The following is a 26874-nucleotide window of genomic DNA, read 5'->3' on the forward strand; positions in this document are numbered from 1 at the left end:
CCGCAGATGTCCTCCGAACTGCCCACCCTTCCCGTCACGTTCCGGCCGGGCCGCACGCGTGCGGTGCTGCTCACCGCGGGCGTCGCCATCTTCGTGACGATCACGGTGATCGCGCTCCTGCTGGAGGAGCTGGGACCCGGCGAGCGCCTGAGCTTCATCTTCACGGCGGCCCTGCTCGCCGGTGTGCTGTTCCTGCTGGCCAGGGTGAAGGTCGTCGCCGACGAGTCCGGGGTCACCGTCCAGAACATCGCCGGCAGGCGGCGTCTGGAGTGGGCCGAGATCGTCCAGGTGAACCTCCGCCCCGGCGATCCGTGGGTGTTCCTCAACCTCAGCGACGGCACCAGCCTGCCCGCCCTCGGCATCCAGCCGGGCATCGCGAAGCAGCAGGCCATCGCCGACGCGAAGGCCCTGCGTGCGCTCGCCGAGGCGCGCTCCACGGCCCGCCCCGACGAAGATCAGGGCTGACTCAGGGGCTTTCACCCTGCCGCAGGTGCCCATGTCTTGATTAATCTGTTGGCGGAGGCGTTTTCCTTGCGCCTCCGCCCTGCGTTGTTCCAGCACCTTGTTCCTGCTACCCGAGGAGTGACTCCCTCCAGCGATGGACGGATCGTCCTGTAGTACATGCGCCGCCCCCTCCCGGCATATCGAGGCGGCGGCATGACCATCCCCCTGTTGCTCCTAGGAGCGGCGTTCCTGCTGATTCTCGCCAACGGCTTCTTCGTGGCGGCCGAGTTCGGCCTGATCACCGTCGAGGCCACGGACGCCGAGAAGGCCGCGGCGGAAGGCGACCGACGGGCCCGCAGGGTCGCCGAGTCGCTCAAGGAGCTGTCGTTCCAGCTCTCCGGCACCCAGCTCGGCATCACCATCACCTCCCTCGTCGTCGGCATGCTCGCCGAACCGGCACTCGCGGAACTGCTGCACGGCCCGTTCACGGCCGTCGGCATCCCCGAGGGCGCGGTCTCCGGCGTGGCCGTCGTCGTCGGCATGCTGCTGGCCTCCGCCGTGCAGATGGTGATCGGCGAGCTCGTGCCCAAGAACTGGGCGGTGTCCAAGCCGATGCAGGTCGCGCGGTTCGTCGCGGGACCGCAGCACGTCTTCGCTGTGCTGTTCCGGCCGGTGATCGCCGCCCTGAACGCGGTCGCCAACCGCCTGGTCCGCGCGCTCGGCATCGAGCCCGCCGAGGAGCTGGCCTCCGCCCGTACCCCCGGCGAACTGGTCTCCCTGGCCCGGCACTCGGCCCAGGCCGGCGCCCTGGAACAGGACACCGCGGACCTCTTCGTGCGCACGCTGTCGCTCGGTGACCTCACCGCGCAGCACGTCATGACCCCGCGTGTGAAGGTCAGCTCGCTCCAGGCCTCCGCGACCGCCGAGGACGTCGTCAACCTCACCCGCGCCACCGGGCTGTCCCGCTTCCCGGTCTACCGCGAGAAGATCGACGAGATCGTCGGCATGGTCCACCTCAAGGACGCCCTGGCGGTCCCCTCGCGGGACCGGCTGCGCACCCCCGTGAGCCGTATCGCCCGCCCGGCGCTGCTGGTGCCCGAGACACTCCCCGTCCAGCCCCTCCTCGCCCAGCTGCGCAACGAGCAGCCCATCGCCGTCGTCGTCGACGAGTACGGCGGCACGGCCGGCGTGGTCACCCTGGAGGACATCGTCGAGGAGATCGTCGGCGAGGTCCGCGACGAGCACGACGGCCAGGACGTCCCCGAACTGGCCGCCGCCCCGTCGGAGGACGGCCGTCTCACCTGGGACGCCGACGGCAGCTGCCGGGTCGACATCCTCCAGCGCATAGGACTCGACGTGCCCGAGGGGCCGTACGAGACCGTCGCCGGGCTGGTCGCCGACCTGCTCGGCCGTATCCCCGCCGTCGGAGACCGGGCCGAGCTGCCCGGCTGGCGGCTCACCGTGCGCCAGGTCGGGCACTACCGCGCGGAGCGGGTCCGTCTGGTCCGCCTGGTCCCCGCGGTGAACGTCATGGAGGCCGCCCGATGAGCGTGCTCCAACTTCTCTTCGCCGCGCTGCTCGTGCTCGCCAACGGCTTCTTCGTCGGCGCCGAGTTCGCGCTGGTCTCCGTGCGCCGCAGCCAGATCGAACCGCTCGGCACCACGCGTGCCCGACAGGTGCTGTACGGCCTCGAGCGGCTCCCGCAGATGATGGCTGCCGCCCAGTTCGGCATCACCATGTGCTCGCTGACACTCGGCGCCGTCGCGGAACCGACGGTCGCCAAGCTGCTGGAGCCGGTCTTCGAGTGGATTCACCTGCCGCACGGCGTGATCCACCCGCTGGGCTATGTGATCGCCCTGGCCGCGGTCGTCTTCTTCCACCTGGTCATCGGCGAGATGGTCCCGAAGAACCTCGCGATGGCGGCCCCGGAGAAGGTCGCGCTGTGGCTCAGCCCGGGCCTGGTGACCTTCGCGAGGCTGTGCCGGCCGATCACCGTGGCCCTCGGCGCCTGCGCCCGGGGCATCCTGCGGCTCTTCGGTGTCGAGCCCAAGGACGAGGTCGAGGCCGTCTTCACCAGCGAACAGCTGAACCGGCTGGTCGAGGACTCCGGCCAGGCCGGTCTCCTGGACCCCGAGGAACAGGAACGCCTCGAGGACGCGCTGGAACTGGGCTCCCGCCCGGTGACGGACGTCCTGCTCAGGAGCGAGTCCCTGGTGACGGTGAGCCCCTCGGTGACCCCGGGCCGGATCATCGAACTCACCGGCCGCACCGGGTACTCCCGTTTCCCGATCGCCGCGGACAACGGCGCCTTCATGGGCTACCTGCACGTGAAGGACGTACTCGATCTGGAGGACTCGCAGCGGGCGGTGCCCCAGCAGATCTGGCGTCCGATGACGAAACTCCGTTCCGACCTGCCGCTGGATGACGCCCTCACGGTGATGCGGCGGGCAGCGACACACCTGGCACAGGTGGCCGACGGCTCCGGCAAGGTGCTCGGCCTGGTCGCACTGGAGGACGTACTGGAGCTGCTGGTGGGCGAGGTACGTGACCCGGCACACCGGGAACTGCCGGAGGTCCGGGTGGCGGAGCCTCGGGGCAGCGAGGAAGCGCTGGCGTCATAGGGGTCGTCGTACGGCTGCGGGCCGGTGGGGCTTCTCGCGCAGTTCCCCGCGCCCCTTAAAAGCAGTGGGTGCAGCTGGACATCCTTGACTGCACCCACTCAGGGGCGCGGGGAACTGCGCGACAAGCCCCCACCGGCCCGCAGCCAGCGAACTACATCGCCGACGGATCCTGCGGCCCCCGCCCCGACAGCACCTCTCCATACGCCTGCATCAGGTCCGGCAACCGCAACGTCGACAAGTCGTCCCGCGTCAGCATCCCCGGATACGTCGACAGCCGAAGATCCCGGTACGCGCAGCTCTTCTCGTACAGCGTCCGCAGGAACCGTCCGTTGCCCAGTTCGTCGATCCACCCCTGATCCACCACGTGCCCGGCGATGGAGCGCAGCTCGTCCAGTGTCTCCTCGTCCCAGACGTCGCCGTTCTCGCTCGCCAACACCTCGCCGATGGAGGTGAGTTCGAGCGGACGGTACGAGGGGAAGTCGACGCGGGTCGTGAAGCGGGAGGAGAGCCCCGGGTTTGCGGCGAGCAGGCGGTCCATGCCCTCCGGGTATCCCGCCAGGATCACGACCAGGTGGTCCCGGTTGTCCTCGGCCCGCTTCAGCAGCACCTGGAGGGCCTCGTCGCCGTACGCGTCGCCCTTGCCGTAGCCGGAGTTGGAGAGCGAGTACGCCTCGTCGACGAAGAGGACGCCACCGAGGGCCGAGTCGATCAGTTCGTTGGCCTTCACCGCCGTCTGGCCGAGGTACTCCCCGACCAGATCCGCCCGCTGCGCCTCCACGAGATGGTCGCCGCCGAGCAGCCCGAGGGCGTAGAAGACGCGCCCCAGGATGCGGGCCACCGTGGTCTTGCCGGTGCCGGAGGGCCCGGAGAAGACGAAGTGACGCTTGGGCGGCTGCACCGGAAGGCCCTGCCCGGTCCGGAGCCGGGCCATGTTCAACTGGGCGGAGAGGGCTTTGACTTGGCGTTTCACCGGATCCAGGCCCACCATGCGCTCCAGTTCGGTGAGCGCCTCCTCCAGTAAGGCGGGGTCGGTGGGCCCGGCGGGCAGCGGCCCCACCGGCGTGCCGGACCTCTCGCGTCCGGCCGGGTCGGTCATCGAGGGCAGTGGCCCGGTGGGCGGCGGCTCCGGCTCGGAGAGCTTCAGCTCCCGCCCCTCGATGCCGAACAGGGGATCGACCCCGTCGGGCCCTTCGAGGACGTCCTGCCCGAACCCGGTGAGCGTGATGGCCGCGAGGTCGGCGGGGTCGTCGTACCCGTCGCTCTCGGCGATCGCGGCGAGCCGGGCCGAGGTGTCCATGAATGCGGGGTCCACACGGTGCACGGCCCGGTAGAGGGGGAGCGCGGCCGCCGACCGGCCGGTTCCCTCATGGGCCCGGGCCAGCCAGTAGCGCAGTTCCTTGCGCTGGGGCTGTTCGCTGCGACAGCGCATCAGGGCCGCCGACAGGAGCGGCTCGGCCTGGCCGAACGTCTCGAGCCGGACCCGCGCCATGCCGCCGAACAGACCGGCCTCGATGCCCAGCATGGCGTCGTCGATCAGCGGGTCGGTGTGCCGGACCAACTGCTCCCAGTCCTTGACCAGATAGGCGCGGCAGGCGTGCAGGAAGCGGACCTGGTGGTCGGTGTCCACCGGCGGCAGGCCCGCGAGGGCCCGGTCCAGCTCGGGGACATGGCGGCCGTCCAGCCAGTGCGAGGCGTGCGCGAGGAGCAGGTCACGCGGGCTCTCCAGTACCGGCTGCACCCACCACCCCAGCCAGTACCAGGAGTTGAGTGTCCGGCGGTGCCGGGCGCGCTGTTCGCCGAAGCGCTCGCGGTGCCGGAACATCCGCAGCAGCGCGGTCGTCGTGTCGACGCGCAACGCGTGCAGTCCGAGCCAGCCGTCGGCCATCCCCGGATCGATCCGCACCGCGACCCGGAACTCCTCCTCGGCCTGCGGATAAGCGCCCATCGTGTAGGCGTCCACGCCTCGCAGCCAGGCGAGGTCGGCCGGGGCCTCGGGGCCCTGCGTGCCGAAATCCATCACGTCCCCCACAAACCGTGCCCCCGTGGTTTCACCACCGGGCCGTCGCCCGGTGGCCGCCTTCGTCCAACCGCTGTGCCGCGGACCGGAGTTGCAACGGTGCGCAGACCAGCCGTCCGTAGGTCGCACCGAGGGCATCGTACCTGCGGTGGTGTCGCCCGCCGTAGGGTGCCGCACAGGCCGTTTGGCGAGGTGGGAGCAGAGGGGGCGCATCGCGCATGGTGACCGAGTGTGAGCGAATCGCGGCTCACAGCGTCCGGGAAACCGGGTGAGGGCAGAACGAAGCCCCCGATCACGGGGGAACAACCGGGGGCTTCGCGACTGCGGGCGGCTTCGAACGGCCGCTCATTGAGAACGTAAGACCTGTACGGCCCCTCGGTCAAGCCGAGTTGGGGGAGTCCGGTAAGTTCCCGCCGATGGGTCTTCACGGGTTCAACACATCGGCGTCGGGTCATCACCGTGCGTGACATTCTGGTCCGGTCCAGCAGTCCCCGCAGGCCCACTGGAGATCTCGTACCCCTCTTGGCACTGCCGTACCAGAAGATCGGCGAAGGGCCGGGAGGGGTCTTCGGCGAAATGCCGCTGTTCCGCCACGACCCATCCCTCCCAGAACTCCCGCTGTTCCGCCCCGTCCCGGGACCGCCCCCGCGTCCAGGACTCCTCACGGGGCAGATCCATCCACAGCAGCCGCGCCAGATGCGGCCGCAGAGCGCGCCGGCCCGCTCCGACCCCCTCCAGCAGGATCACCGGTGCCGGGGGCAGGGCGCGGGGTGGTCCGAAGCGGCGGGCGTGCCAGTCGTAGGGGGCGTAGTGCGCGGTCCGGCCCCGGCCGAGGGGTGCGATCACCTCGCTCAGCAGTCGCCCCGTCCAGCCGAACAGCTCGTCGTGGCTGGCGATGTCGTCGAGGTGCAGCACAGGGGCGCCGCCGAGGGCGTCCGCCAACTTCCCGGCGAACGTGGACTTTCCGGAGCCGGCGTGACCGTCGACACCGATCAGGCGGACCGGACCGCAGGACGGGGGCAGTCGGCGGAGCCGGGAGGCGAGGTCGTGGATGGCGGTTCCTGGGAGCGGGTGAAGGGGCGGGTGCGGTGCGACGCGGTCGGTCCAGTGACGGCCCGCCCGACGACGGAACCACAGGTTCCCAGGTCATGCCAGTGGACGAGACCAATATTGGTAGGCGTGGCAAGCGCCGAAGTGCTGGCAGGAGCATGCCGCCTCATCCATAGTTACCGTGCATCGGACCCGCCCCGACTCGCAGACCTGGGGGTCTTCCCACCCATGAGCAGAGCCGAACAGCCGTCCCGCAGAACCGTTCTGGCCGTAGCCGTTGCCGCAGCCGCTACGGTGACCGGCGGCACCGGCGCCGCGGCCGCCGCCGGCAGCGCGACCGGCTCGGAACCCGACGACGACGCCGCCCGCACGGTCGACAACCGTGCCTGGATCACGTACGGCGACTGGCGCAGTGGTGCCCACGAGGGCACCCGTGCCGTCGCCGGCGGCCGTCCCGGCGTCGTGATCGGCGCCCCGGCCGGCACCACCGAGTACACCGACCCGCACACCGGGACCACCGCCACCTGGGAGTACGCGACGTGGACCTCCCCGGTCCACCGGCTCGCCGTGCCCTCGACCGAGGTGGTCGCCTCCTGGAACGCCCACACCCCGGCCGGCACCTGGATCCAGATCGAGCTCCAGGGGACGTACTCCGACGGCACGGCCACCCCCTGGTACGTGATGGGCCGCTGGGCCGCAGGCGACGGCGACATCAAGCGGACCTCGGTCGACGACCAGAGCGACGGCAAAAGCACGATCTGGACGGACACCTTCGCGATCGACGACCCGTCGACCGGACTGCGCCTCGCGTCGTACCGGCTGCGGCTGACCCTCCACCGCAAGCCGGGCACCAAGGCCACGCCGACCGTGTGGCGGCTGGGCGCGATGGGCTCGGACGTCCCCGACCGGTTCACCGTCCCCGCCTCCGCACCCGGCCTCGCCCGGGAACTGGTCGTCCCGCGCTACTCGCAGGAGATTCACGCTGGCCAGTACCCGGAGTACGACAACGGCGGCGAGGCCTGGTGCAGCCCCACCTCCTCGCAGATGATCATCGAGTACTGGGGCGGCCGGCTCACCGCGGAGCAACTCGCCTGGGTCGACCCGTCGTACGCCGATCCGCAGGTCTGCCACGCGGCCCGCTACACCTACGATCACCAGTACGAGGGCTGCGGCAACTGGCCCTTCAACGCGGCCTACGCGGCCACCTTCGACGACCTCCAGGGCGTGGTCACCCGGCTCGGTTCGCTCACGGACCTGGAGACGCTGATCGCGGCCGGCATCCCGGCCATAACGTCCCAGTCGTTCCTCAAGGAGGAGCTCACGGGAGCGGGTTACGGCACCTCCGGGCATCTGATGACGGTGATTGGCTTCACCGCCGAGGGCGACGTGATCGCGAACGACCCGGCCTCGCCGAGCGACACCGCGGTGCGGCGCGTCTACAAGCGGCGTGAGTGGGAGAACATCTGGCTCCGGACCAAGCGGTACAACGCGAGCGGCAAGGTCGTCTCCGGCACCGGCGGCGTCTGCTACCTGTACTTCCCGGCCTGTCCGACCGCGCGCCAGCGCAAGGCGCTCGCGGCGGTGGGCGTGCGCTGAGGCGCCCCGCAACGGTCCCCGGCATCCGTCGGGGGCCGTTCGCTGTGACCAACCTCTCTGCCGCAAAGGCGCATGTCGGTGGCAAGGTGGACAGATCGGTGGGGGGAGACCGCCAGCCCGTCCAGCCGTTCCCACGGCCATCCGAGATCAGTGAGCCACGATGACCGCACACTCCGCCACCGCCGCCCGCGCCCATGCCCGTACCGGCGGCCCCAAGGACGACGGCCCGCACATCCTCGAACACGTCGCGGGCTGGACCCTCGTCGCGGTGATCGCGATGCTCGTCACGCAGCTCGGCCTACTGTGACCCGATCCATAGGTGACCTGACATACTGCCGATGTCCCGCCGCCAGCCGAGACCAGGGTCGATATTGAATATCAGTGAACAGCGTGATGCCGCCCGACCGCGGGCCCGCGGCACCGAGCGCTCGGTCGCGCGCCGCGCCGAACTGATCTCCATCGGGCGGAAGTTGTTCGCGGACACCTCCTACGACGCGCTCTCCATGGACGACATCGCCCGCCAGGCGCACGTCGCCAAGGGGCTGATCTACTACTACTTCCAGTCCAAGCGCGGCTACTACCTGGCGATCATCCAGGACTCCGTCGCCGACCTGGTCACCTACGCGGCGAGCGGTCTCGAACTGGGGCAGGTGGACCGCGTCCACCGCACCCTTGACAGCTATCTGCGCTACGCCGAGCACAACCAGGCCGCCTACCGCACCGTCGTCAGCGGGGGCGTCGGCTTCGACGCCGAGGTGCACGCCATCCGGGACGGGGTGCGCGAGGCGATCGTCGCCACCATCGCCGAAGGCGCCTACGGCCGTACCGACATCTCCCCGCTGGCGCGGATGGGCCTGCTCGCGTGGGTGTGCAGCGTCGAGGGCGCCACCCTCGACTGGATCGACCGCCCGCCCCAGCTCTCCCGCGACACCATGCGCGAACTCCTGGTGAAGTCGCTCGGCGGTGCGATGCGCGCCATCGCGGAGATGGACCCCGCCCACCCGACCCCGCCGCCGGCCCGCCGCGAGGACTGACGGCCGACGGGTCGGGGCGGAGGCTCGTGGTCCCCCGCCCCGAGTCCGGTGCCGGACAGGTCAGTTGATCGCCCTGATCAGCTCACCGCCCGAGGTGTCCCCGCTCAGCTCCCAGAAGAAGGTGCCGCCCAGGCCCTGCTGGTTCTTGTACGTCATCTTCGTCGCGATGGTCGCGGGGGTGTCGTAACTCCACCAGTTGTTCCCGCACTTGGCGTACGCCGTGCCGCCCACCGTCCCCGTCGCCGGGCACTTGGACTTGAGCACCTTGTAGTCGTCGATGCCCTGCTCGTACGTCCCCGCCGCCGGACCGGTCGCGGTGCCGCCCGGCGCCGACTGGGTCACGCCCGTCCAGCCACGGCCGTAGAAGCCGATGCCGAGCAGCAGTTTCGAGGCCGGGATGCCGAGGCCCTTGAGCTTGGCGATCGTCGCCGAGGTGTGGAAGCCCGCCTTCGGGATGCCCGAGTAGGAGTTCAGTGCCGAGTGCGGGGCCGTCGGTCCTGACGCGTCCCAGGCGCCGAAGTAGTCGTACGTCATCGGGTTGTACCAGTTGACGTACTGGGCCGCGCCCGCGTAGTCCGCCGCGTCGATCTTGCCGCCGGCCGTGGCGTCCGCGGTGATCGCGGCGGTGACCAGCGAACTGCGTCCGAACTTCGAACGCAGCGCCGCCATCAGGTTCTTGAACGCCGCCCTGCCGCTGGTGTCGCAGGTGTTGCCGCAGGCGTTCGGGTACTCCCAGTCGATGTCGATGCCGTCGAAGACGTCGGCCCACTTGGAGTTCTCGACCAGGTCGTAACAGGACTGCGCGAACGCGGCCGGGTTCCGGGCGGCCTCGCCGAAGCCGGTCGACCAGGTCCAACCGCCGAAGGACCAGAGGACCTTGAGGCCCGGGTGCTTCTTCTTCAGCTCACGCAGCTGGTTGAAGTTCCCCCGCAGCGGCTGGTCCCAGGTGTCGGCGACGCCGTCCACCGACTCGGCCGCGGTGTAGGTGCGGTCGGTCGCCGCGTAGGCGTCGCCCATCGCGCACTTGCCGCCGGTGACGTTGCCGAAGGCGTAGTTGATGTGGGTCAGTTTCGCCGCCGAGCCGGAGGTCTCGACGTTCTTGACGTAGTACTTGCGGTCGTAGGTGCCCCATTCGGTGAAGTAGCCGACGACTTTGGAGCCGGCGGCCCTCGGTGTCGGCTCCGGGGCGGCGGCGGTCGCGGTGCTCGCGCCGCCCAGCAGGCCCGCGCCGAGGAGCGCGCAGCACGCGGCCGATATCAGGGCCCGGAAGCGGGCGCGGTGGGGAAGGTGCATCGGTGTCTCCTCGTGGGGGAGAGGGAACGCCAGCTGATTGGCATGAACGCGGTAAAGCGTTGCCGGAACAGTAGAAGGACTAGACCACCTCGTCAATGGTTCGGACCAATCCGGGCCGCTGTCGGTGGGCGGGGCTGTTTTGGGGCAAACGGTCGTCAACCGGTGACCGCTTGCCTCCTGTCGGGCATACTCACAGGGCGCAGCCGCTGGTCAGCAGCTTCCGTGATCCGGGAGACGTGAGCAGCGACCGGCGCCGGTGAGACCCGGCGGAGCCGCCCCACCCCACGGCGTGCGTCCGTCAGCCCCCCACAGGGAGGAGAACGTCGCCATGCCCGACCGCGCCCCGCAGCCGGTGGACCGGCACCTGCCCACGGACGAGGCCCGGGACCTGATCTCGCTCGTCCGCGACATCGCGCAGCGAGAGATCGCCCCGAAGGCGGCCGAGGAGGAGGACGCCGGGCACTTCCCGCGCGAGGTCTTCACCCTGCTGTCCAGGACCGGCCTGCTCGGCCTGCCGTACGACTCCGAACACGGCGGCGCCGACCAGCCGTACGAGGTCTACCTCCAGGTCCTCGAAGAACTCGCCGCCGCCCGCCTGACCGTCGGTCTCGGCGTCAGCGTGCACTCCCTCGCCTCCCACGCCCTCGCCACCTACGGCACCAAGGCGCAGCAGATCGAGTACCTGCCCGCGATGCTCGGCGGCGGACTCCTCGGCGCCTACTGCCTTTCCGAGCCGACCTCCGGCTCGGACGCGGCCTCGCTGCGCACCAGGGCTGTCCGGGACGGTGACCACTGGGTGATCACCGGCACCAAGGCCTGGATCACCCACGGCGGGGTCGCCGACTTCTACACCGTCATGGCGCGCACCGGCGAGGAGGGCCCGCGCGGGATCACCGCGTTCCTGGTGCCGGCCGACGCGGACGGCGTGAGCGCGGCTGCGCCGGAGAAGAAGATGGGCATGAAGGGCTCGCCCACCGCCCAGGTCCACTTCGACGGGGTGCGGGTGCCGGACGGGCGGCGCATCAGCGACGAGGGGCAGGGCTTCGCGATCGCCCTGTCCGCGCTGGACTCGGGGCGGCTCGGTATCGCGGCGTGCGCGATCGGGGTGGCCCAGGCGGCCCTCGACGAGGCGGTCGACTACGCGACCGGGCGTCGGCAGTTCGGACGGCCGATCGCCGACTTCCAGGGGCTGCGCTTCATGCTCGCCGACATGGCGACGCAGATCGAGGCGGGCCGGGCGCTGTACCTCGCGGCGGCGCGGCTGCGTGACGCCGGACGACCCTTCGCCAAGCAGGCCGCCATGGCCAAACTGCACTGCACCGACGCCGCGATGAAGGTCACCACCGACGCCGTCCAGGTCCTCGGGGGATACGGCTACACCGCGGACTTCCCGGCCGAGCGGTACATGCGCGAGGCGAAGGTCCTCCAGATCGTCGAGGGCACCAATCAGATCCAGCGGATGGTCATCGCCCGGCACCTGACAGGTCCGGAGACGCGCCGAAATGACCCGGCCTGACCTGCGGCGCCGCCAGCCGGACCCACTCCGGGTCGTGGCGTCCCGGCAGGGTGCGGCCGCCGCTGGCCCAGGTGTGCAGCAGGTCGCGGTAGATGGGCGGGTCCTGGGGCGGTGGCGGCGGGGCCGGCGGCGCGAGGGGCGGAGTCAGCGCAACCGATTCTGCGAACGGTGCGTATGCGGAGGTCATGCCGGGGCAACGCGGCTTCCCGCGGCGGGGTCACCGGTTCCGGGAATCGAGCGTGCGTTCACGGCCGTGCATCTGGCCTCCGTCAGCTGTCTGACGTACCGTCAGCGCAGCTGCAGGACAGGGAGTTTGAGGTGTCCGAGGACCGCCCCGTACCGCTCGACGAGTACCCCGTGCACCAGGTGCCCCTGTCGATGAAGCACGTGGCCACGGGGGACCGTAACGCCTACGACCGCTGCATCTTCCACGTCATCGACGACGAGGGGCGCGCCCTGCTCATCCTCGGGCTCGGGGTGTACCCCAACCTGGGGGTGATCGACGCCTACGCGACGCTCCGCCTCGGCGACACCCTGCACGCGGTGCGCGCCTCGGACGCGCTCGGCGACGACCGGATGCGGCTCCGGGTCGGTCCCGTGACCATCGGCGTGCTGCAGCCGCTCCGCGAGTTCGTCCTGCAGTGCGATCCGGACCCCGACGATCCGGACGGACTGTCGTTCAGGATCAGATGGTCGGCGGACTTCCCGCCGCTGTGGGAGCCGCACCACCAGCAGCGGCGCGGCGGCCGCCTCACCCTGGAGGGAAAACGGTTCGTCCAGGCCGGCCGGTGTCACGGCGTGCTGCGTGTCGGCGGGGAGGAGATCCAGCTGACCCCCAACCGCTGGACCGGAACCCGCGACCGCAGCTGGGGCGTGCGCCCGGTCCCCGGTGAGGACGGCGGCCGGCTCGCCGAGGACCATCCGACCGAGGGCTTCCACTGGATCTGGAGCCCGGTCCACCTGGGGGACCGCTTCCTCATGGTGATCGTCCAGGAGGACGCCGACGGTTACCGCGCCCTCAACGACGCGACCCTCGTCCGCCCCGGCCACCGTGACCGCCAACTCGGCTGGCCCCAGACCGAGATCACCTACCGCTCCGGAACCCGCCACCCGGAACGCGCCCTCGTCCGCCTCGGCGACCCCCGCAAACCCATGGAGCTGGACGTGGAGGTCCTCACCTCCTCGCCGCTCGCGCTCGGCGCCGGCTATCCCCCCGCCGACGACTGGCAGCACGGCACCTGGCGGGGCCGCGACTGGACCGACCGCCACACCTACGACCTCACCGAGCCGCACGCCCTGGCCGGCTACGGCGTCACCGACCATGCCGCCCGCTTCCGGCTGGAAGGCCGCACCGGTCACGGCATCTTCGAGCACGGCTCGTTCGGCCGACACGACCCGAGCGGCTTCACCGGCTTCGACTCGGTTGCCCCATAAGGGAGTTCAGGTGTTCTCCGGGAGGGAGACGACGATATGGCCACGGCACCCCGCCCCCGCACCACCACCCGCGACCCCGAGGAACTCGCCCAACGTCTCACCACCTGGCTAGCCGCCCGGCTGCCCGGAGCGAAGGCCGTCGGCGTCACCGTCCCCGCAACGAACGGCCTGTCCAGCGAGACCCTGCTCTTCGACATCGAACACCCCGAACCGCCGCTGCGATCCTGTGCGTTGAGGCTCGCCGCGGACCCGTCGGCGTACACGGTCTTCCCGGTGTACGACATGGTCCGCCAGTACCGCACGATGCGGGCCGTGGCCCGCTTCTCGAACCTGCCCGTGCCGAGGGTGCAGTGGCTGGAAGAGGACCCCGGCCCGCTCGGAGCACCCTTCTTCGTCATGGAACGCGTGGCCGGGCGTGTGCCGCCGGACGTCATGCCCTACACCTACGAGGGCAACTGGCTGCACTCCGCGAGTGACGCCGAGCGTGAGCACCTGGAGGCGTCCACGGTGGGGCTGTTGGCCCGACTGCACGACCAAGTGCCTCCAGTGGAGGCCGAGTTCCTGGAACTGCCCGGGGACGGCGACGCACTGCGCCGTCATGTCACCGCCCAACACGTCTACTACGACTGGGTGGTCGACGGACTCGCCCGCTCACCGCTCATCGAGCAGTCCTTCGACCGGCTGGAGGAACTCTGGCCGCGCGATCCCGGCCCACCCGTCGTCAACTGGGGCGACGCGCGCATCGGCAACGTGATCTACGACGGCTTCGACCCGGTCGCCGTACTGGACTGGGAGATGGCGGCCCTGGCCCCGCGCGAGGTCGACCTGGGCTGGACGGTCTATCTGCACCGCTTCTTCCAGGATCTGACGGTCGCCTTCGGCCAGCGCGGACTGCCGGGCTTCCTGCGCCGCGACCGGATCGAGGCCCGCTACGCCGACCTCACCGGCCACACACCGCACGACATGGACTTCTTCACGCTGTACGCCGCGCTGCGGCACGCGATCGTCATGCTGCGCATCGCCTACCGCCAGGTCCACTTCGGAGAGACCGCCCTACCGGCGGACCCGGACACACTGATCCTGCACCACGGCAGCCTGCGAGCCATGGTGCAGGGCAGCTACTGGGACTGAAGAGAGCGGCTCAGGCGGCCTGGCGGGGCATTACCGGCACGACACGCACGGGGCGCGAGCCCGGGCCGCCGACGTGCGAGAAGGGCTGGGTCCGCCAGTCGAGTCCCTGAGGGAGCGTCAACAGCAGGGCGGTGTCCTGCTCCTGGGGCTCCGCCGACTCGTCCGCCGACCGGGCCTCGGAGGCCTTGCGGCCCGTACCGGTGCAGACGGTCAGGCCGAACGGGTTCCACGGTGAAGCGCACAGTGCGTGCTCCGGCAGCTTCTCCTCGTCCGCCAGCAGGGCGATGGGCTGCGCGCAGTCCGGGCAGATCACCCGGTACATCTCGAACGTGTCGTACACGTCGAAGTCCTCGTCGTCGAGGGCGTCGGGTTCGACGCCTTCCGGTTCGAGGTCGGCAACCGCCTGGAGTCGCTTGGGTGCGGTACGTCCAGGGCGCTTAAGACTCTGCATGGGTTCTCCCCCTAGGGCTGGGCCGTGAAGGCACTGCGGCCTCGACCACAGCAAGCACTTCCCGCCCCGTCATGGCGGTAATCACGAGACCATCACGGAGGCCCTCGCGGGGGTGTGGCCTTCGTCACATGCCACTCGCAGGTGCCCGTCGCGGTCGCTTTGTCCCTCGGGCGGCACACGGGCAACGCCCGGACACATCACGAACCGGGCATGACCTGGGCCGCTCAGGTACCGGTGGAGATCAGGCGCACTGTAGGTTCTTGCGCCATGGAGGAGCTGGACCGACAAATCGTGCAGCTGCTCGTCAAGGACGGGCGGATGAGTTACACGGACCTGGGCAAGGCCACCGGCCTGTCCACCTCGGCCGTGCACCAGCGGGTGCGACGGCTCGAGCAGCGCGGTGTGATCCGCGGGTACGCAGCGGTGGTCGACCCCGAGGCGGTGGGCCTGCCCATGACCGCCTTCATCTCGGTGAAACCGTTCGACCCCAGCGCCCCCGACGACATCGCGGACCGCCTGTCCGGCGTCCCCGAGATCGAGGCCTGCCACAGCGTCGCGGGCGACGAGAACTACATCCTCAAGGTGCGGGTCTCGACCCCGCACGAGCTGGAGGAGCTGCTGGCCCGCCTGAGGTCACTGGCAGGGGTTTCCACGCGTACCACGGTGGTCCTGTCGACCCCGTACGAGGCAAGGCCGCCGCGCATCTGAACGAACCACCGCCGCACGGACGCGACCAGGGCCGACGCACCGGCATCCGGCCGTGCACCCGCACCTCCGGGGTGCGAGGGCCCCCTGCAAAACTGTCCCCATGAGTGAACCGAAGACCGTCCTCCTGCGCCGAGGCGAGGTCCACAGCCCCGCCGACCCGTTCGCGACCGCGATGGTCGTGGAGCGGGGCCAAGTCGCCTGGGTGGGCTCGGAAGGCGCCGCGGACGCCTTCGCGGACGGCGTCGACGAGACCGTCGACCTGGACGGCGCCCTGGTCACCCCCGCGTTCACCGACGCCCACGTCCACACCACCGCCACGGGCCTCGCCCTGACCGGCCTGGACCTCTCCGACGCCCCCTCCCTGGACGCGGCCCTGAGCCTCGTACGGGACTTCGCGACCGCCCGCCCCGACGACCGCGTCCTGCTCGGGCACGGCTGGGACGCCGCCCGCTGGCCCGGCGGCCGCCCGCCCACGCGCGCCGAGCTCGACGAGGCGACGAGCGGCCGCCCCCTGTATCTGAGCCGGATCGACGTCCACTCGGCGGTCGTGACGACGGCACTGCTCGACATGACGTCCCTGGGGCGCCTGGACGGCCCCCTCACCGCCGACGCCCACCACACCGTCCGCGCCACCGCCCTCGGCTCCGTCACCCCCTCCCAACGCGTCGAGGCCCAGCGCGCCGCCCTGGCCCACGCCGCCTCCCTGGGCATCGGCACCGTCCACGAGTGCGCCGGGCCCGAGATCTCCTCCGAGGACGACTTCACGGGCCTGCTGCGGCTGGCCGCCGAGGAGGCCGGACCCCGGGTCGTCGGGTACTGGGCCGAGCAGGACGTCGACAAGGCCCGGCAGCTCGGCGCGGTCGGCGCGGCCGGAGACCTCTTCGTGGACGGCGCCCTCGGCTCGCACACCGCGTGTCTGCACGAGCCGTACACCGACGCCGGCCACACCGGCATCGCCTACCTGGACGCGGCCGCCGTGACCGCCCATGTCACCGCCTGCACCGAGGCGGGCCTCCAGGCCGGCTTCCACGCGATCGGCGACGCGGCCGTGACCACCGTCGTCGAGGGCGTCCGCGCCGCCGCCGAGAAGCTCGGCCTCGCCCGCGTCCGCGCCGCCCGGCACCGGGTCGAACACGCCGAGCTGCTCACCCCCGACGCCGTGGCCGCCTTCGCCGAACTCGGCCTCACCGCATCCGTCCAGCCCGCCTTCGACGCCCTGTGGGGCGGCGAGGACGGCATGTACGTCCGGCGCCTCGGCCGGGAGCGGGCGGGCCGTCTGAACCCCTTCGCGGCCCTTCTGCGGGCCGGTGTCCCGCTCGCCTTCGGCTCCGACAGCCCCGTCACCCCCCTCGACCCGTGGGGCACGGTCCGTGCGGCCGCCTTCCACCGGACCCCCGAGCACCGCGTCTCCGTGCGTGCCGCCTTCACCGCGCACACCCGCGGCGGCTGGCGTGCGGTGGGCCGCGACGACGCGGGTGTCCTGGTGCCCGGCGCCCCCGCCGACTACGCCGTCTGGCGCACCGATGAACTGGTCGTGCAGGCCCCCGACGACCGGGTCGCCCGCTGGTCCACCGACCCCCGCTCCGGCACCCCCGGTCTGCCCGACCTGACGCCGGGCCGTGACCTCCCCGTCTGCCTGCGCACCGTGGTCGGCGGACGGACCGTCTTCGTAGGGCCGGGCGAGTGATCTCCGGGGGTGGCGCGGCACCGATCGGCCGCCCGCCCCCTGTCGCGCGACCTGCGCATCCTCCCCGCTGACCAGCACGTTGGTGGCAGATGCGCAGGTCGGACGACTGTTGACAGGCGACGGCAGGAGGCCGGTAGGTTCGGCCGGGTCCACCACCGGACACCCGACCGGGGAACCTCCACCCAGTCGTCGCAGCGCCGCTGGGTCAGGGACGGTGTACCGCACCGGAGCACCGCCACTGGGAGCCAGGCTCAGCGCTCGCGCCACGGCGAGGGAACGTTCCGTCCGGCCGGGGAGGTGTGACCCGGGTGGGGCCCGGGCGCTCAGTAGACAACGGCTTTCGGTCGACCCGCAGCCAGCGGGCCCCAGGTCGGCCCGAAGGGCGCCGGGCCCCCATCCGCAGCAGGGATCACGAATCCACAAGGGTGAAAATCGGACTCTTACCCCGCTCTTGTGGAAACGACACCAGCATACGAACGCCTTGTCACGTCATCGCAGGCCGTGCCCACTATGGTGGATGCCTGCGCAATGACTCGAAGGGGCAGCGGTGAACGACGGCGACGGGACTCTCACAGCACAGGAGAGGCGGTTCGGCCCGCTCGGCACGACCTTGGTGATCATCCCGACCTACGACGAGGCGGAGAACATCAAGGCCATCGTCGGCCGGGTGCGCAAGGCCGTCCCGGAGGCGCACGTCCTCGTGGCCGACGACAACAGCCCCGACGGCACCGGCAAGCTGGCCGACGAACTGGCCGTCGAGGACGACCACGTCCAGGTCCTGCACCGCAAGGGCAAGGAAGGCCTGGGCGCCGCCTACCTCGCGGGCTTCCACTGGGGCCTGGAGCACGGCTACGGCGTCCTGGTCGAGATGGACGCCGACGGCTCCCACCAGCCCGAGGAACTGCCCAGGCTGCTCACCGCCCTCAAGAGCGCCGACCTGGTGCTCGGCTCCCGCTGGGTGGCCGGCGGCCGGGTCGTGAACTGGCCCAAGTCCCGCGAGTTCATCTCCCGCGGCGGCAGCCTCTACTCCCGTGTCGCCCTCGACCTGCCCCTGCGGGACATCACCGGCGGCTACCGCGCCTTCCGCCGCGAGACCCTCGAAGGCCTCGGCCTCGACGACGTCGCCTCCCAGGGCTACTGCTTCCAGGTCGACCTGGCGCGCCGCGCGGTCAAGGCCGGCTACCACGTCGTCGAGGTTCCCATCACCTTCGTCGAGCGCGAACTCGGCGACTCCAAGATGAGCCGCGACATCCTCGTCGAGGCCTTGTGGCGGGTCACCACCTGGGGTGTGGGGGAGCGGGTCGGCAGGATCACCGCCCGGGGAAAGCGCGCACAGCCGTAGTCCTGCCACCTCACAGCCGCGGTTGATCGTCCCCTTATCCCGTGCTGAGGCGCGCCCAGGCACACTGGACGTATGACGACAGGCGCTCCCACTCCGACGTACCCCGTCCGGCCCCGCCGTTCCCGACTGCGCACCTTCCTGCCGCTGGGCGTCGCCGCCTGGCTGGTGCTGGAGATCTGGCTGCTGACCGTGGTCGCGGGCGCGGCGAGCGGCTTCTCGGTGTTCCTGCTGCTGGTCGCCGGCTTCGTGCTCGGCTCGGTGGTGATCAAGCGGGCCGGCCGCCGCGCCTTCCAGAACCTGAACGAGGCGCTCCAGCGGGGCGGCGCCCCGTCGGGCTCGGGCAGCGGGGGCAACGGCCTGATGATGCTGGGCGGCCTGCTCCTGATGATCCCCGGCCTGGTCTCCGACGCGTTGGGCCTGCTCCTGCTGATCCCGCCCGTTCAGAAGGCCGTCGGCCGCTATGCCGAGCGGACCTTCGACCGCAAACTGCGCGAGGCCGTGCCGGGCACCCTGGGCGACGCCTTCCAGCAGGCCCGTATGCAGCGCCCCGACGGCAAGGTGGTCCAGGGCGAGGTCATCGTCCGCGACCAGCCGGACGACGGCGCCCCGCAGGGACCGCGCCCACCGCTCACACGCTGAGCCGACCGCGGGGCAGACAGCGGAAAACCCGCGGGCGCGGTACGTAGATCACGTACCGCGCCCGCGGGTTCTCGTATGTGCTGTTGTGTCCCGCTCAGGCCGACTTGCGGCTGTCCCGGGGGTGAACTGCGATGTTCATCGCCCCCGAACGCAGAACCGCCAGACGCTCCTCAAGGACCTCTTCGAGTTCCTCGCGAGTGCGTCGCTCCATCAGCATGTCCCAATGTGTACGCGCGGGCTTGGCCTTCTTTTCCTCAGGGCCGTCACCGTCCACGAGGAGTGCCTGGGCCCCACAGACCTTGCACTCCCACTCCGGCGGGATCTCCGCCTCGACCGAGAAGGGCATCTCAAAACGATGCCCCTTCTCGCATGCGTACTCCACGGCCTGGCGCGGGGCCAGGTCGATACCGCGGTCCGTCTCGTAGCTGGTCACCACGAGGCGCGTGCCGCGAAGAGCTCGCTCACTCATGAATCGTGCCTCCCGGGCTTGTCGCCCACAGGACAGGTGTCGCTGTCGTCGTCATCCGGTCAACGTCCGGTCGGCGGTAAAGATTCCCGTTCCGGGTCCCGTCCCGGGCAACGCGTCGCCGTCGTAGCCGCCCCTTGTTGTACCCACCAGCGCCCGGTTTGTCACATCTGCTAACAGATATCACCCAACGTTTCGGCATCTTTGACGCGCAGTAACGGTACGCCTGGCAGGCCAAACGCGTACACTACAGCGCTTTCGTGTTGAACGCTAAATCCTTTCCGGTACGGGATTGCCCGCGTCGCTGATCGCCTGTCGCACCGGGACCCTTGCGAGCAGCAGGAATCCGATGACGAAGAAGGCCACCAACGAGATGATCGCGTCCCGATAGCTTCCCGTCAGCTGGTAGGTGATCCCGAACAGGAGCGGGCCCAGCCAGCTCATGCCCCGGTCGCTCATCTCGTATGCAGAGAAGTATTCGGCCTCCTTGCCGGGCGGGACGAGATGCGAGAACAGGGAGCGGGACAGGGCCTGGCTGCCGCCGAGCACGAGTCCGATGCCGGCCGCGAGGACGAAGAACCACCCGGGCGCGCCGGCGGGCAGGAAGTATCCGGCTCCCAGGACCCCAGCCCAGGCGACCAGTGAGCCCAGGATCGTGCGTTTGGCCCCGTACAGCCGGGCGAGTCGGCCGAGCGCCAGCGCCCCCGCCACCGCGAGCACCTGGACCAGGAGCACGGCCGCGATGAGCGTGGACTGTCCGAGGTCCAGTTCCTCGGAGCCGTAGATGGACGCCTGGGAGATCACGGTCTGGATGCCGTCGTTGTAGATCAGGTACGCCAGCAGGAAGGCGAGTGTGAGCGGGTGGCGGCGCATGTCACGGACGGTCGCCGCGAGCTGCCGCAACCCCGGGGCGGTCGACTCCTTCGCCCGCTCCGGGGTGGCACGGCGGTCCCGCAGCCGTCGCAGCGGGATCACGGCGAAGGCGCCCCACCACAGTCCCGCGGAGGCCAGGCAGATGCGGACCGCCGCGCTCTCCGAGAGGCCGAAGGACTCGTGGCCGGTGTACAGGACGAGGTTGACCACCAGGACCAGGGAGCCCGCCGCGTAGCCGAACGCCCAGCCCCTGGAGGAGACCGCGTCGCGCTCCTCGGGTGCGGCGATCTGCGGGAGGTAGGAGTTGTAGAGCATGGTCGCCACGGACTGCGCGGCGTTCGCGACGACCAGCAGGATGCCGCCGAGGAGATACCGCTCGCCGCCGAGGAAGAACATGGCGGTCGTCGCGGCGGCCCCGGTATAGGCGGCAGCGGCCAGAAAGGGCTTCTTGCGGCCGGAGCGGTCGGCGGCGGCGCCCACCAGGGGCATCACCAGCACGGCGACGATCACCGACAGGGACACCGAGTACGCGAAGAAGGAGCCGGCCCGCACCGGGATCCCCAGCGGATGGACATATCCGTCCGCGTCCGCCGCGTTCTTGGCGACCGACGTCAGATAGGGGCCGAGGAACACGGTGAGCACGCTCGTCGAGTAGACCGAGCACGCCCAGTCGTAGAAGTACCAGCCGCGCTGCTCGCGCCGCCGTTCGGCGGCCTCGTCCGCCGAGCCCGTCCGCACGGTGTCGGTGCCCACCCGTGCCCTCGCTTCCCCCGTGAAGGTGCCGTGCGCGGGCCGGGGGAGGGACGGGCCGGACGGGGGTCAGACCCAGATGCCCCGGTCCTCCATGACCTTGCGCAGTGTGTCGATGTGATCGGTCATGATGCCATCGACTCCCAGGTCCAGGAGCCGGTGCATGCGATCGGGTTCGTTGATGGTCCACACGTGCACCTGGAGCCCGCGCGCGTGGGCGGTGCGCACGAAGCGGTGGTCGACCACCGGGATGCCGGACTGGGCCTCGGGCACCTGGGCGGCGACGGCCGAGCGGCGCAGCGCCGCCGGCACTCCCCATGAACGCAGCCGCAGATTGAGCACGCCCCGGGTGCCGTAAGACGTCGCCAAGCGTGGCCCGGCCAGTCGCTGGGCGCGCATCACCCGTGCCTCCGAGAAGGAGCCGACGCAGATCCGGTCCCAGGTGCCGGTACGCTCGATGAGCTCCAGGAGCGGCTGGAGAGCGGGCTCGGCCTTGACGTCGACGTTCCAGCGCGCCTCGGGGAAGGTCTCCAGGAGTTCCTCGAAGAGCGGCACAGGCTCCTTGCCCGCCACGCGCGCGTGCCGTACGGCCGCCCAGCGCTGGTCGGCTATCCGGCCCGCGCCGTCGGTCACCCGGTCCAGCGTCGTGTCGTGGAAGGCGACCAGCTTGCCGTCCGCCGTCGCGTGGACGTCCGTCTCCAGGTACCGGTAACCCGCCTCGACCGCCCGCCGGAACTGGAACGCGGTGTTCTCCAGACCGTCCGCCGCCCCGCCCCGGTGGGCGAAGGGGATGGGGCCGGGATGGTCGAGGTAGGGGTGGCGTATCCGCGAGGTCACGGACGCAGTATCGCTCCCTGCGGTTGCCCGGTGGCAACGACCGTGCTGCCCTCGGATGCCGGGGGGACGGCGAACACCCGCAGGAAGAGCTGGGCGAGCGGTCCGATCGACACCGCGTACAGGACGGTGCCGATGCCGATGGTGCCGCCGAGGGCGAACCCCGTGACCACGACGGCCACTTCGACCGCGGTCCGCATCAGCCGGATCGAGCGTCCCGTCCGCCGGTGCAGACCGGTCATCAGACCGTCCCTCGGGCCCGGGCCGAAGCCGGCGGCGATGTAGAGACCGGTGGCCACACCGTTGAGCGCGATCCCGGCGAGGAGAAGAGGGACCTGCACGACGAGACCGTGCACAGCCGGCACCGCGGCGAGGGTGGCGTCCATGGCGATGCCGACCACGAAGACGTTGGAGACCGTGCCGAGGCCCGGCCGCTGGCGCAGCGGGATCCACAGGAGCAGCACTGCCGCGCCCACGATGATCGACACGACACCGATCGACAGCCCCGTCAGCTCGGCGAGCCCCTGGTGCAGCACGCCCCAGGGCTCCAGGCCGAGGCCCGCCTCGACGAGCAGCGCGGAGCTGGCCCCGTACAGGCCGAGTCCGACGTACAGCTGGATCAACCGTCGTCCCGGACGGCTCTGCGTGGACAAGGTGGGTCCCCCTGTGGTGGTAGTGGCCTGACGCATGACACCCTGTGGCTTGGGATGACACGTCATCCATGGCCAATTCGGGGAAGGTGGACTGATTTCAGTGGCGCAGTGGACCTCGGCGGTGGGTGCCGCGCAGCTTGCCCGGCTGCTCAACTCCCAGCAGGACCGCCCGGCGGGCCCCGGCACGCGCCGACCGCCGGCCTACCGCGCCCTCGCCGACGGCATCCGCCTGCTGGTCCTGGAAGGGCGGGTTCCGGTGGCGGCCCGGCTTCCCGCGGAACGGGAGCTGGCCCTCTCCGTGTCCGTCAGCCGTACGACCGTGGCGGCGGCCTACGAGGCGCTGCGAGCCGAGGGCTTCCTGGAGTCCCGGCGCGGGGCGGGCAGTTGGACGGCGGTCCCGGCAGGCAACCCCCTCCCCGCGCGAGGCCTGGAACCCCTTCCTCCTGAGGCCCTCGGTTCGATGATCGACCTGGGCTGCGCGGCACTGCCCGCCCCCGAGCCGTGGCTGACGCGTGCGGTGCAGGGCGCCCTGGAGGAGCTGCCCCCGTACGCCCACACGCACGGCGACTACCCGGCCGGGCTGCCCGCGCTGCGCGCGATGATCGCCGAGCGGTACAGCGCGCGCGGGATCCCGACCATGCCGGAACAGATCATGGTCACCACGGGGGCGATGGGCGCCATCGACGCCATCTGTCATCTGTTCGGGGGACGCGGCGAGCGGATCGCCGTCGAGTCGCCCTCGTACGCCAACATCCTGCAGCTGATGCGGGAGGCCGGCGCCCGGCTCGTGCCCGTCGCGATGGCGCAGGGGCTGACCGGCTGGGACGTGGACCGCTGGCGGCAGGTGCTGAGGGACGCGGCACCACGGATCGCCTACGTGGTCGCCGACTTCCACAACCCGACCGGTGCGCTGGCCGACGAGGACCAGCGGCGGCAGCTGGTGGAGGCGGCGCGGTCCGCGGGGACCGTGCTGGTGGCGGACGAGACGATGAGCGAGCTGTGGCTGGACGAGGACGTCTCGATGCCGCGGCAGGTGTGTGCCTTCGACCCGGCCGGGTCCACCGTGGTCACCGTCGGCTCCGCCAGCAAGGCGTTCTGGGCGGGGATGCGGATCGGGTGGGTGCGGGCGGCACCGGACGTGATCCGCAGCCTGGTCGCCGCGCGGGCCTACGCCGACCTCGGGACGCCTGTACTGGAGCAGCTGGCCGTGAACTGGCTGTTCAGCACCGGGGGGTGGGAGCAGGCGGTGGAACTGCGGCGGGAGCAGGCCCGGGAGAACCGGGACGCGCTGGTGACGGCGGTGCGCAGGGAGCTGCCCTCGTGGGAGTTCGAGGTGCCGCAGGGCGGCCTGACCCTGTGGGTGCGGGCCGGAGGGCTGTCCGGCTCGCGGCTGGCGGAGGTCGGGGAACGGGTGGGCGTACGGGTCCCGTCAGGGCCGCGGTTCGGGGTCGACGGGGCGTTCGAAGGCTATGTGCGGCTCCCGTTCACGGTGGGAGGCGCGGTGGCCGACGAGGCTGCGGCACGGCTGGCGGCGGCGGCGCGGGTGGTGGAGAGCGGGGGATCCGGGGGCGGCGAGGCACCTCGTACGTTCGTCGCGTGAATGAAGTGTGGTCGCGGGGCCGTGTCGATATGCGGCTACGGCCGCGTGAGCGCGACCAACCCCCACGCAGCCGCAGCCGCACGACACCCTCTGATGGCTACGGAGCTTCGGCGACCACCGCTTCCGCGACCACCGCTTCCGCGACCACCGCTTCCGCGGGGACCGCCTCCGCCTCCACGGGAACCGTCTCCCCGTCCGCCGGTGCCGTCCGCGGCGGAAGCAACGACAGCACCGCCTGCCGATGCGCCTCGCTCGTCGCCTCGTCGTACGGATCCGGAGTCGCCGGGACCTGAAGGCGGTGGACCGGGCCGTTGCCCAGGCGGGCGTAGCCGCGGCCGGGTGGGACCTGTGTGACCGGAGTCGTGTGCGCGGGAGTTCCCAGGACGGCCTCCAACTGGTCCGGCGTCGCCGGGCCCAGCACGACACGCGCGCGTGTGTGCTGCCGTACCGGATCGCTCAACGCCTCGGCGCTGTCGAACTGGTCGGCCACCACCACGGTGACGTTCGCCGCACGGCCGTGCCGCAGGGGGACCTGAAGCAGGGACTGCGGATCCTTGGTGCCGTCCGCGGCCGCCAGATGGGTGAAGGCGCTCGGACGGTCGAGGAGGATCCACAGCGGGCGGGTGGTGTCGTCCGGCGGCGGGTGGCCGGCCTGGCGGGCCCGGTTGGTCGCGATCAGGCGGCGTTCCGTCTCGGTGGCCACCCACTCCAGGCTCGCCAGGGCACCCGCAAGCCCGCACTCCACCGCGAGAACCCCGTCCCGCCCGGTCAGGCACGCGTACTCGCCGGTGCCGCCGCCCTCGACGACGACGATGTCGCCGTGGTGCAGGGCCTGGAGCGCGATCGAGCGCAGCAGGGTCGAGGTGCCGCTGCCCGGCTGGCCCATGACCAGGAGGTGCGGTTCGGTGGAGCGGCTGCCGGTGCGCCACACGACCGGTGGGACGTCGCGCTGCTCGTCGCCGTAGCCGAGCGGGAGCGTGCGCTGGACCTGGGTGGGGTCCGTGAAGCCGAGGACCGTCTCGCCGGGGGCGGTGACGAAACGCTGGGCGGCGATGTCGGTGGGCAGCGGGGCGAGGACGGAGACCGTGAGCTGGTTGCCCTCCTCGTCCCAGACGAAGTGGTATTCGCGCCCACGCCCCGACTTGGCGTGCAGCAACTGTTCGATGCGGGCCCGGGACTGGGCCTCGCCGTCGGTGAAGTACGCCGGGTAGTGGATCACCAGATGGGTGATCCGGCCGGTGCCGTCGAAGTCGTACGCGGGGAAGGCCTTCTCCCACTCGCCGCCGTGCGTGTACAGCGGGGCCGGGTCCTCGGCCGCCGAGAAGTACGGGACGAGCGCTTCGTACAGCGACTGGAGGCGCTGTGTCTGCGACTCGTCGGGTCCTTCCGGCTCCGGCGGTCTGCGGTCCCGGCCCTGCCAGGCTGCCGCCGCCATCAGCGTGATGACGGCGAGCAGCGGGCCGTACGGCACGAGTGCCACGACCAGGACCACCGAGGCCACCAGGAAAAGCAGCGGTCCGCGCCTGTCCTTGGGGGTCTCCGCCCACCTGCGCCGCCCGGCCGAGGCCAGTCGGCGCAGGCCACGGGTGATCGTGATCAGCGGATGGAGGACGTCGGTGGCGCTGTCGGCCGCCGTCCGGGCCAGCTCCCGGCTCCGGGCGATCTGTGCGCTGCCTGTGCTCAGGATGCGGGGGAGGGGGCGGCGGACCACTGCTGTCTCCTGAAGGTGCGTACGGACGGGAGGGACGGCGTCAGAACTTGATGCCGCCGAGGAGGCTCGCGAGGCTCTCGCCGCCGGCCTTGATGCTCGGGGCGATGGCCGTGCTGGCCAGGTAGAAGCCGAACAGGGCGGCGACGAGGGCGTGCGACGCCTTGAGTCCGTCCTTGCGGAAGAAGATGAAGACGACGATGCCGAGCAGTACGACACCGGAGATGGAGAAGATCATTTGAGTGCTCCTGGTTCGCGGGGGACAGTCACCATGAGTACTTCCAGGATCACAGCATGTATCCATACGACAAAAGGTGCAAATGAGTGAAATTCTGTCGATTTCACCAAGTTGGCGGAGCCGTGGTGATCCTTACCTCCGGCACTTCGGGTCATCTGCCGCGCGAGCCAGTACCCTTGCGATTCACCTGAACGGTTGTATGAGAGGCGGACCGGCCGATGAGCGAAGCCCCCGACCCCGAGGTCGTGGAGCTGGCGACGAAGATCTTCGATCTGGCCCGGCAGGGGCAGACCGAGGCTCTCGTGGCGTACGTCGACGCGGGCGTTCCGGCAGGCCTCACCAACGACCGCGGGGACTCGCTCGTGATGCTTGCCGCCTACCACGGCCACGCGGACGCGGTGCGCGCCCTGGTGACCCGGGGAGCGGCGGCCGGCGGCGTCAACGACCGGGGGCAGACACCGCTCGCCGGAGCCGTCTTCAAGGGCTCCACGGATGTCATCGAGGCCTTGTTGGAGGGTGGCGCCGACCCCTCCGAGGGCACCCCGTCCGCCGTCGACACCGCCAGGATGTTCGGCCGGGCGGAACTGCTCGAGTTGTTCGGCGCACACTGATCCGCATGTTCTGACCAGCTGAAACACAGAAAACGGGGGAGGCGGTACAGGGCCGCCGAAATTTCGGTCGCGGCAGACGGAAGTGCCGAGTCATCATGACGTCGTGGTTCACGGACGTGATGGCAGGGCAGGTGATGCCGCACCGCGCGGACCGTGACGCGGGTCCGCATGGGCCACC

General features: G+C 70.9%; 25 protein-coding genes. 15 read left to right on the plus strand and 10 right to left on the minus strand.

The annotated features are described in order from the left end of the window. Positions 1–6: 6 nt before the first annotated feature. The 3 genes from ACFYRX_RS13460 (at position 7) to ACFYRX_RS13470 (ending at position 3065) form a co-directional block, all read left to right on the plus strand. Complete coding sequence (locus tag ACFYRX_RS13460; RefSeq protein WP_389098987.1) at positions 7–465, plus strand: PH domain-containing protein; 459 nt, start codon at positions 7–9, stop codon at positions 463–465. A 192-nt stretch (positions 466–657) separates the two neighbouring features. Beyond that, the gene (locus ACFYRX_RS13465; protein ID WP_389098989.1) at positions 658–1992 is read left to right on the plus strand and encodes a hemolysin family protein; all 1335 of its coding nucleotides are present in this window, start codon (positions 658–660) and stop codon (positions 1990–1992) included. After that, complete coding sequence (locus ACFYRX_RS13470) at positions 1989–3065, plus strand: hemolysin family protein (protein ID WP_389098991.1); 1077 nt, start codon at positions 1989–1991, stop codon at positions 3063–3065. The genes ACFYRX_RS13465 and ACFYRX_RS13470 overlap by 4 nt, the downstream gene beginning before the upstream one ends. A gap of 151 nt (positions 3066–3216) precedes the next feature. Here ACFYRX_RS13470 and ACFYRX_RS13475 read toward each other — a convergent pair whose 3' ends face one another. Further along, positions 3217–5082 carry an AAA family ATPase gene (locus tag ACFYRX_RS13475; RefSeq protein ID WP_389098993.1) on the minus strand — a complete coding sequence of 622 codons (1866 nt, stop codon included), beginning with the start codon at positions 5080–5082 and terminating at the stop codon, positions 3217–3219. Between the two features lie 432 nt (positions 5083–5514). Continuing rightward, positions 5515–6135: a uridine kinase gene (locus ACFYRX_RS13480; protein ID WP_389099107.1), complete on the minus strand. Its 621-nt coding sequence runs from the start codon at positions 6133–6135 to the stop codon at positions 5515–5517. A gap of 225 nt (positions 6136–6360) precedes the next feature. Between ACFYRX_RS13480 and ACFYRX_RS13485 the strand changes: the two genes are divergently transcribed. The 3 genes from ACFYRX_RS13485 (at position 6361) to ACFYRX_RS13495 (ending at position 8762) form a co-directional block, all read left to right on the plus strand. Then, positions 6361–7728 carry a peptidase C39 family protein gene (locus tag ACFYRX_RS13485; protein ID WP_389098995.1) on the plus strand — a complete coding sequence of 456 codons (1368 nt, stop codon included), beginning with the start codon at positions 6361–6363 and terminating at the stop codon, positions 7726–7728. Positions 7729–7888: 160 nt separating this feature from the next. Next, complete coding sequence (locus ACFYRX_RS13490; RefSeq protein WP_389098997.1) at positions 7889–8035, plus strand: SCO1431 family membrane protein; 147 nt, start codon at positions 7889–7891, stop codon at positions 8033–8035. Positions 8036–8099: 64 nt separating this feature from the next. Continuing rightward, positions 8100–8762, plus strand: coding sequence for a TetR/AcrR family transcriptional regulator (locus tag ACFYRX_RS13495; RefSeq protein WP_389098999.1), 663 nt, complete (start codon positions 8100–8102; stop codon positions 8760–8762). 60 nt (positions 8763–8822) lie between these two features. Here the strand turns inward: ACFYRX_RS13495 and ACFYRX_RS13500 are convergent, their stop codons facing one another. Further along, positions 8823–10055 carry a glycoside hydrolase family 18 protein gene (locus ACFYRX_RS13500; protein ID WP_389099001.1) on the minus strand — a complete coding sequence of 411 codons (1233 nt, stop codon included), beginning with the start codon at positions 10053–10055 and terminating at the stop codon, positions 8823–8825. Positions 10056–10383: 328 nt separating this feature from the next. On the opposite strand from ACFYRX_RS13500, the gene ACFYRX_RS13505 reads away from it, so the two are divergent. The 3 genes from ACFYRX_RS13505 to ACFYRX_RS13515 all read left to right on the plus strand — a co-directional run bounded on the left by ACFYRX_RS13505 (position 10384) and on the right by ACFYRX_RS13515 (position 14136). Then, positions 10384–11571 carry an acyl-CoA dehydrogenase gene (locus ACFYRX_RS13505; protein ID WP_389099003.1) on the plus strand — a complete coding sequence of 396 codons (1188 nt, stop codon included), beginning with the start codon at positions 10384–10386 and terminating at the stop codon, positions 11569–11571. A gap of 318 nt (positions 11572–11889) precedes the next feature. Next, positions 11890–13005, plus strand: coding sequence for a hypothetical protein (locus ACFYRX_RS13510; protein ID WP_389099005.1), 1116 nt, complete (start codon positions 11890–11892; stop codon positions 13003–13005). Between the two features lie 36 nt (positions 13006–13041). Continuing rightward, positions 13042–14136, plus strand: coding sequence for a phosphotransferase family protein (locus ACFYRX_RS13515; RefSeq protein ID WP_389099007.1), 1095 nt, complete (start codon positions 13042–13044; stop codon positions 14134–14136). A 10-nt stretch (positions 14137–14146) separates the two neighbouring features. Here ACFYRX_RS13515 and ACFYRX_RS13520 read toward each other — a convergent pair whose 3' ends face one another. Further along, complete coding sequence (locus ACFYRX_RS13520) at positions 14147–14587, minus strand: hypothetical protein (protein ID WP_389099008.1); 441 nt, start codon at positions 14585–14587, stop codon at positions 14147–14149. Between the two features lie 267 nt (positions 14588–14854). Here ACFYRX_RS13520 and ACFYRX_RS13525 point away from each other — a divergent pair, with 267 nt between their 5' ends. The 4 genes from ACFYRX_RS13525 (at position 14855) to fxsA (ending at position 18963) form a co-directional block, all read left to right on the plus strand. Next, entirely contained in the window at positions 14855–15295 is a 441-nt protein-coding gene (locus ACFYRX_RS13525; protein WP_124002917.1) for an Lrp/AsnC family transcriptional regulator, read from the plus strand. A 100-nt stretch (positions 15296–15395) separates the two neighbouring features. Further along, positions 15396–16982 (plus strand): amidohydrolase, encoded by a 1587-nt coding sequence (locus ACFYRX_RS13530; protein ID WP_389099011.1) that lies wholly within the window; start codon positions 15396–15398, stop codon positions 16980–16982. A gap of 547 nt (positions 16983–17529) precedes the next feature. Then, the gene (locus tag ACFYRX_RS13535) at positions 17530–18324 is read left to right on the plus strand and encodes a polyprenol monophosphomannose synthase (RefSeq protein WP_389099013.1); all 795 of its coding nucleotides are present in this window, start codon (positions 17530–17532) and stop codon (positions 18322–18324) included. 72 nt (positions 18325–18396) lie between these two features. Next, a complete protein-coding gene (gene fxsA, locus ACFYRX_RS13540) occupies positions 18397–18963 on the plus strand; it encodes an FxsA family membrane protein (RefSeq protein WP_389099014.1) in 567 nt (188 codons plus the stop codon). A gap of 94 nt (positions 18964–19057) precedes the next feature. Here fxsA and ACFYRX_RS13545 read toward each other — a convergent pair whose 3' ends face one another. The 4 genes from ACFYRX_RS13545 to ACFYRX_RS13560 form a co-directional block, all read right to left on the minus strand. Further along, positions 19058–19432: an RNA polymerase-binding protein RbpA gene (locus ACFYRX_RS13545; RefSeq protein ID WP_003977404.1), complete on the minus strand. Its 375-nt coding sequence runs from the start codon at positions 19430–19432 to the stop codon at positions 19058–19060. A gap of 267 nt (positions 19433–19699) precedes the next feature. Further along, the gene (locus tag ACFYRX_RS13550) at positions 19700–21055 is read right to left on the minus strand and encodes an MFS transporter (RefSeq protein ID WP_389099015.1); all 1356 of its coding nucleotides are present in this window, start codon (positions 21053–21055) and stop codon (positions 19700–19702) included. A 66-nt stretch (positions 21056–21121) separates the two neighbouring features. Further along, positions 21122–21889, minus strand: coding sequence for a glycerophosphodiester phosphodiesterase (locus ACFYRX_RS13555; protein ID WP_389099016.1), 768 nt, complete (start codon positions 21887–21889; stop codon positions 21122–21124). Then, positions 21886–22575: a YitT family protein gene (locus tag ACFYRX_RS13560; RefSeq protein WP_389099018.1), complete on the minus strand. Its 690-nt coding sequence runs from the start codon at positions 22573–22575 to the stop codon at positions 21886–21888. Before ACFYRX_RS13560 ends, ACFYRX_RS13555 begins: the two co-directional genes overlap by 4 nt. Before the next feature lie 64 nt (positions 22576–22639). On the opposite strand from ACFYRX_RS13560, the gene ACFYRX_RS13565 reads away from it, so the two are divergent. Continuing rightward, entirely contained in the window at positions 22640–24139 is a 1500-nt protein-coding gene (locus ACFYRX_RS13565; RefSeq protein ID WP_389099020.1) for a PLP-dependent aminotransferase family protein, read from the plus strand. Positions 24140–24236: 97 nt separating this feature from the next. Here the strand turns inward: ACFYRX_RS13565 and ACFYRX_RS13570 are convergent, their stop codons facing one another. Together ACFYRX_RS13570 and ACFYRX_RS13575 are read right to left on the minus strand one after the other, a co-directional pair. Next, positions 24237–25850, minus strand: coding sequence for a hypothetical protein (locus ACFYRX_RS13570; RefSeq protein WP_389099021.1), 1614 nt, complete (start codon positions 25848–25850; stop codon positions 24237–24239). Between the two features lie 40 nt (positions 25851–25890). Next, positions 25891–26085 (minus strand): hypothetical protein, encoded by a 195-nt coding sequence (locus ACFYRX_RS13575; protein ID WP_046262076.1) that lies wholly within the window; start codon positions 26083–26085, stop codon positions 25891–25893. A gap of 218 nt (positions 26086–26303) precedes the next feature. Between ACFYRX_RS13575 and ACFYRX_RS13580 the strand changes: the two genes are divergently transcribed. Then, positions 26304–26696, plus strand: a complete 393-nt coding sequence (locus tag ACFYRX_RS13580; protein ID WP_389099023.1) for an ankyrin repeat domain-containing protein — start codon at positions 26304–26306, stop codon at positions 26694–26696. Positions 26697–26874: the final 178 nt, after the last annotated feature.

It is taken from the genome of Streptomyces sp. NPDC005374 (assembly GCF_042872225.1).
GTDB lineage: Bacteria > Actinomycetota > Actinomycetes > Streptomycetales > Streptomycetaceae > Streptomyces.

Bases quoted from the DNA above. Each gene is read 5' to 3' on its own strand.
- ACFYRX_RS13515 (WP_389099007.1), top strand. From the start codon at position 13,042: ATGGCCACGGCACCCCGCCCCCGCACCACCACCCGCGACCCCGAGGAA.
- fxsA (WP_389099014.1), top strand. From the start codon at position 18,397: ATGACGACAGGCGCTCCCACTCCGACGTACCCCGTCCGGCCCCGCCGT.
- ACFYRX_RS13525 (WP_124002917.1), top strand. From the start codon at position 14,855: ATGGAGGAGCTGGACCGACAAATCGTGCAGCTGCTCGTCAAGGACGGG.
- ACFYRX_RS13505 (WP_389099003.1), top strand. From the start codon at position 10,384: ATGCCCGACCGCGCCCCGCAGCCGGTGGACCGGCACCTGCCCACGGAC.
- ACFYRX_RS13460 (WP_389098987.1), top strand. From the start codon at position 7: ATGTCCTCCGAACTGCCCACCCTTCCCGTCACGTTCCGGCCGGGCCGC.
- ACFYRX_RS13475 (WP_389098993.1), bottom strand. From the start codon at position 5,082: ATGGATTTCGGCACGCAGGGCCCCGAGGCCCCGGCCGACCTCGCCTGG.
- ACFYRX_RS13580 (WP_389099023.1), top strand. From the start codon at position 26,304: ATGAGCGAAGCCCCCGACCCCGAGGTCGTGGAGCTGGCGACGAAGATC.
- ACFYRX_RS13470 (WP_389098991.1), top strand. From the start codon at position 1,989: ATGAGCGTGCTCCAACTTCTCTTCGCCGCGCTGCTCGTGCTCGCCAAC.
- ACFYRX_RS13530 (WP_389099011.1), top strand. From the start codon at position 15,396: ATGAGTGAACCGAAGACCGTCCTCCTGCGCCGAGGCGAGGTCCACAGC.
- ACFYRX_RS13575 (WP_046262076.1), bottom strand. From the start codon at position 26,085: ATGATCTTCTCCATCTCCGGTGTCGTACTGCTCGGCATCGTCGTCTTC.
- ACFYRX_RS13545 (WP_003977404.1), bottom strand. From the start codon at position 19,432: ATGAGTGAGCGAGCTCTTCGCGGCACGCGCCTCGTGGTGACCAGCTAC.
- ACFYRX_RS13485 (WP_389098995.1), top strand. From the start codon at position 6,361: ATGAGCAGAGCCGAACAGCCGTCCCGCAGAACCGTTCTGGCCGTAGCC.
- ACFYRX_RS13520 (WP_389099008.1), bottom strand. From the start codon at position 14,587: ATGCAGAGTCTTAAGCGCCCTGGACGTACCGCACCCAAGCGACTCCAG.
- ACFYRX_RS13490 (WP_389098997.1), top strand. From the start codon at position 7,889: ATGACCGCACACTCCGCCACCGCCGCCCGCGCCCATGCCCGTACCGGC.
- ACFYRX_RS13465 (WP_389098989.1), top strand. From the start codon at position 658: ATGACCATCCCCCTGTTGCTCCTAGGAGCGGCGTTCCTGCTGATTCTC.
- ACFYRX_RS13560 (WP_389099018.1), bottom strand. From the start codon at position 22,575: ATGCGTCAGGCCACTACCACCACAGGGGGACCCACCTTGTCCACGCAG.
- ACFYRX_RS13500 (WP_389099001.1), bottom strand. From the start codon at position 10,055: ATGCACCTTCCCCACCGCGCCCGCTTCCGGGCCCTGATATCGGCCGCG.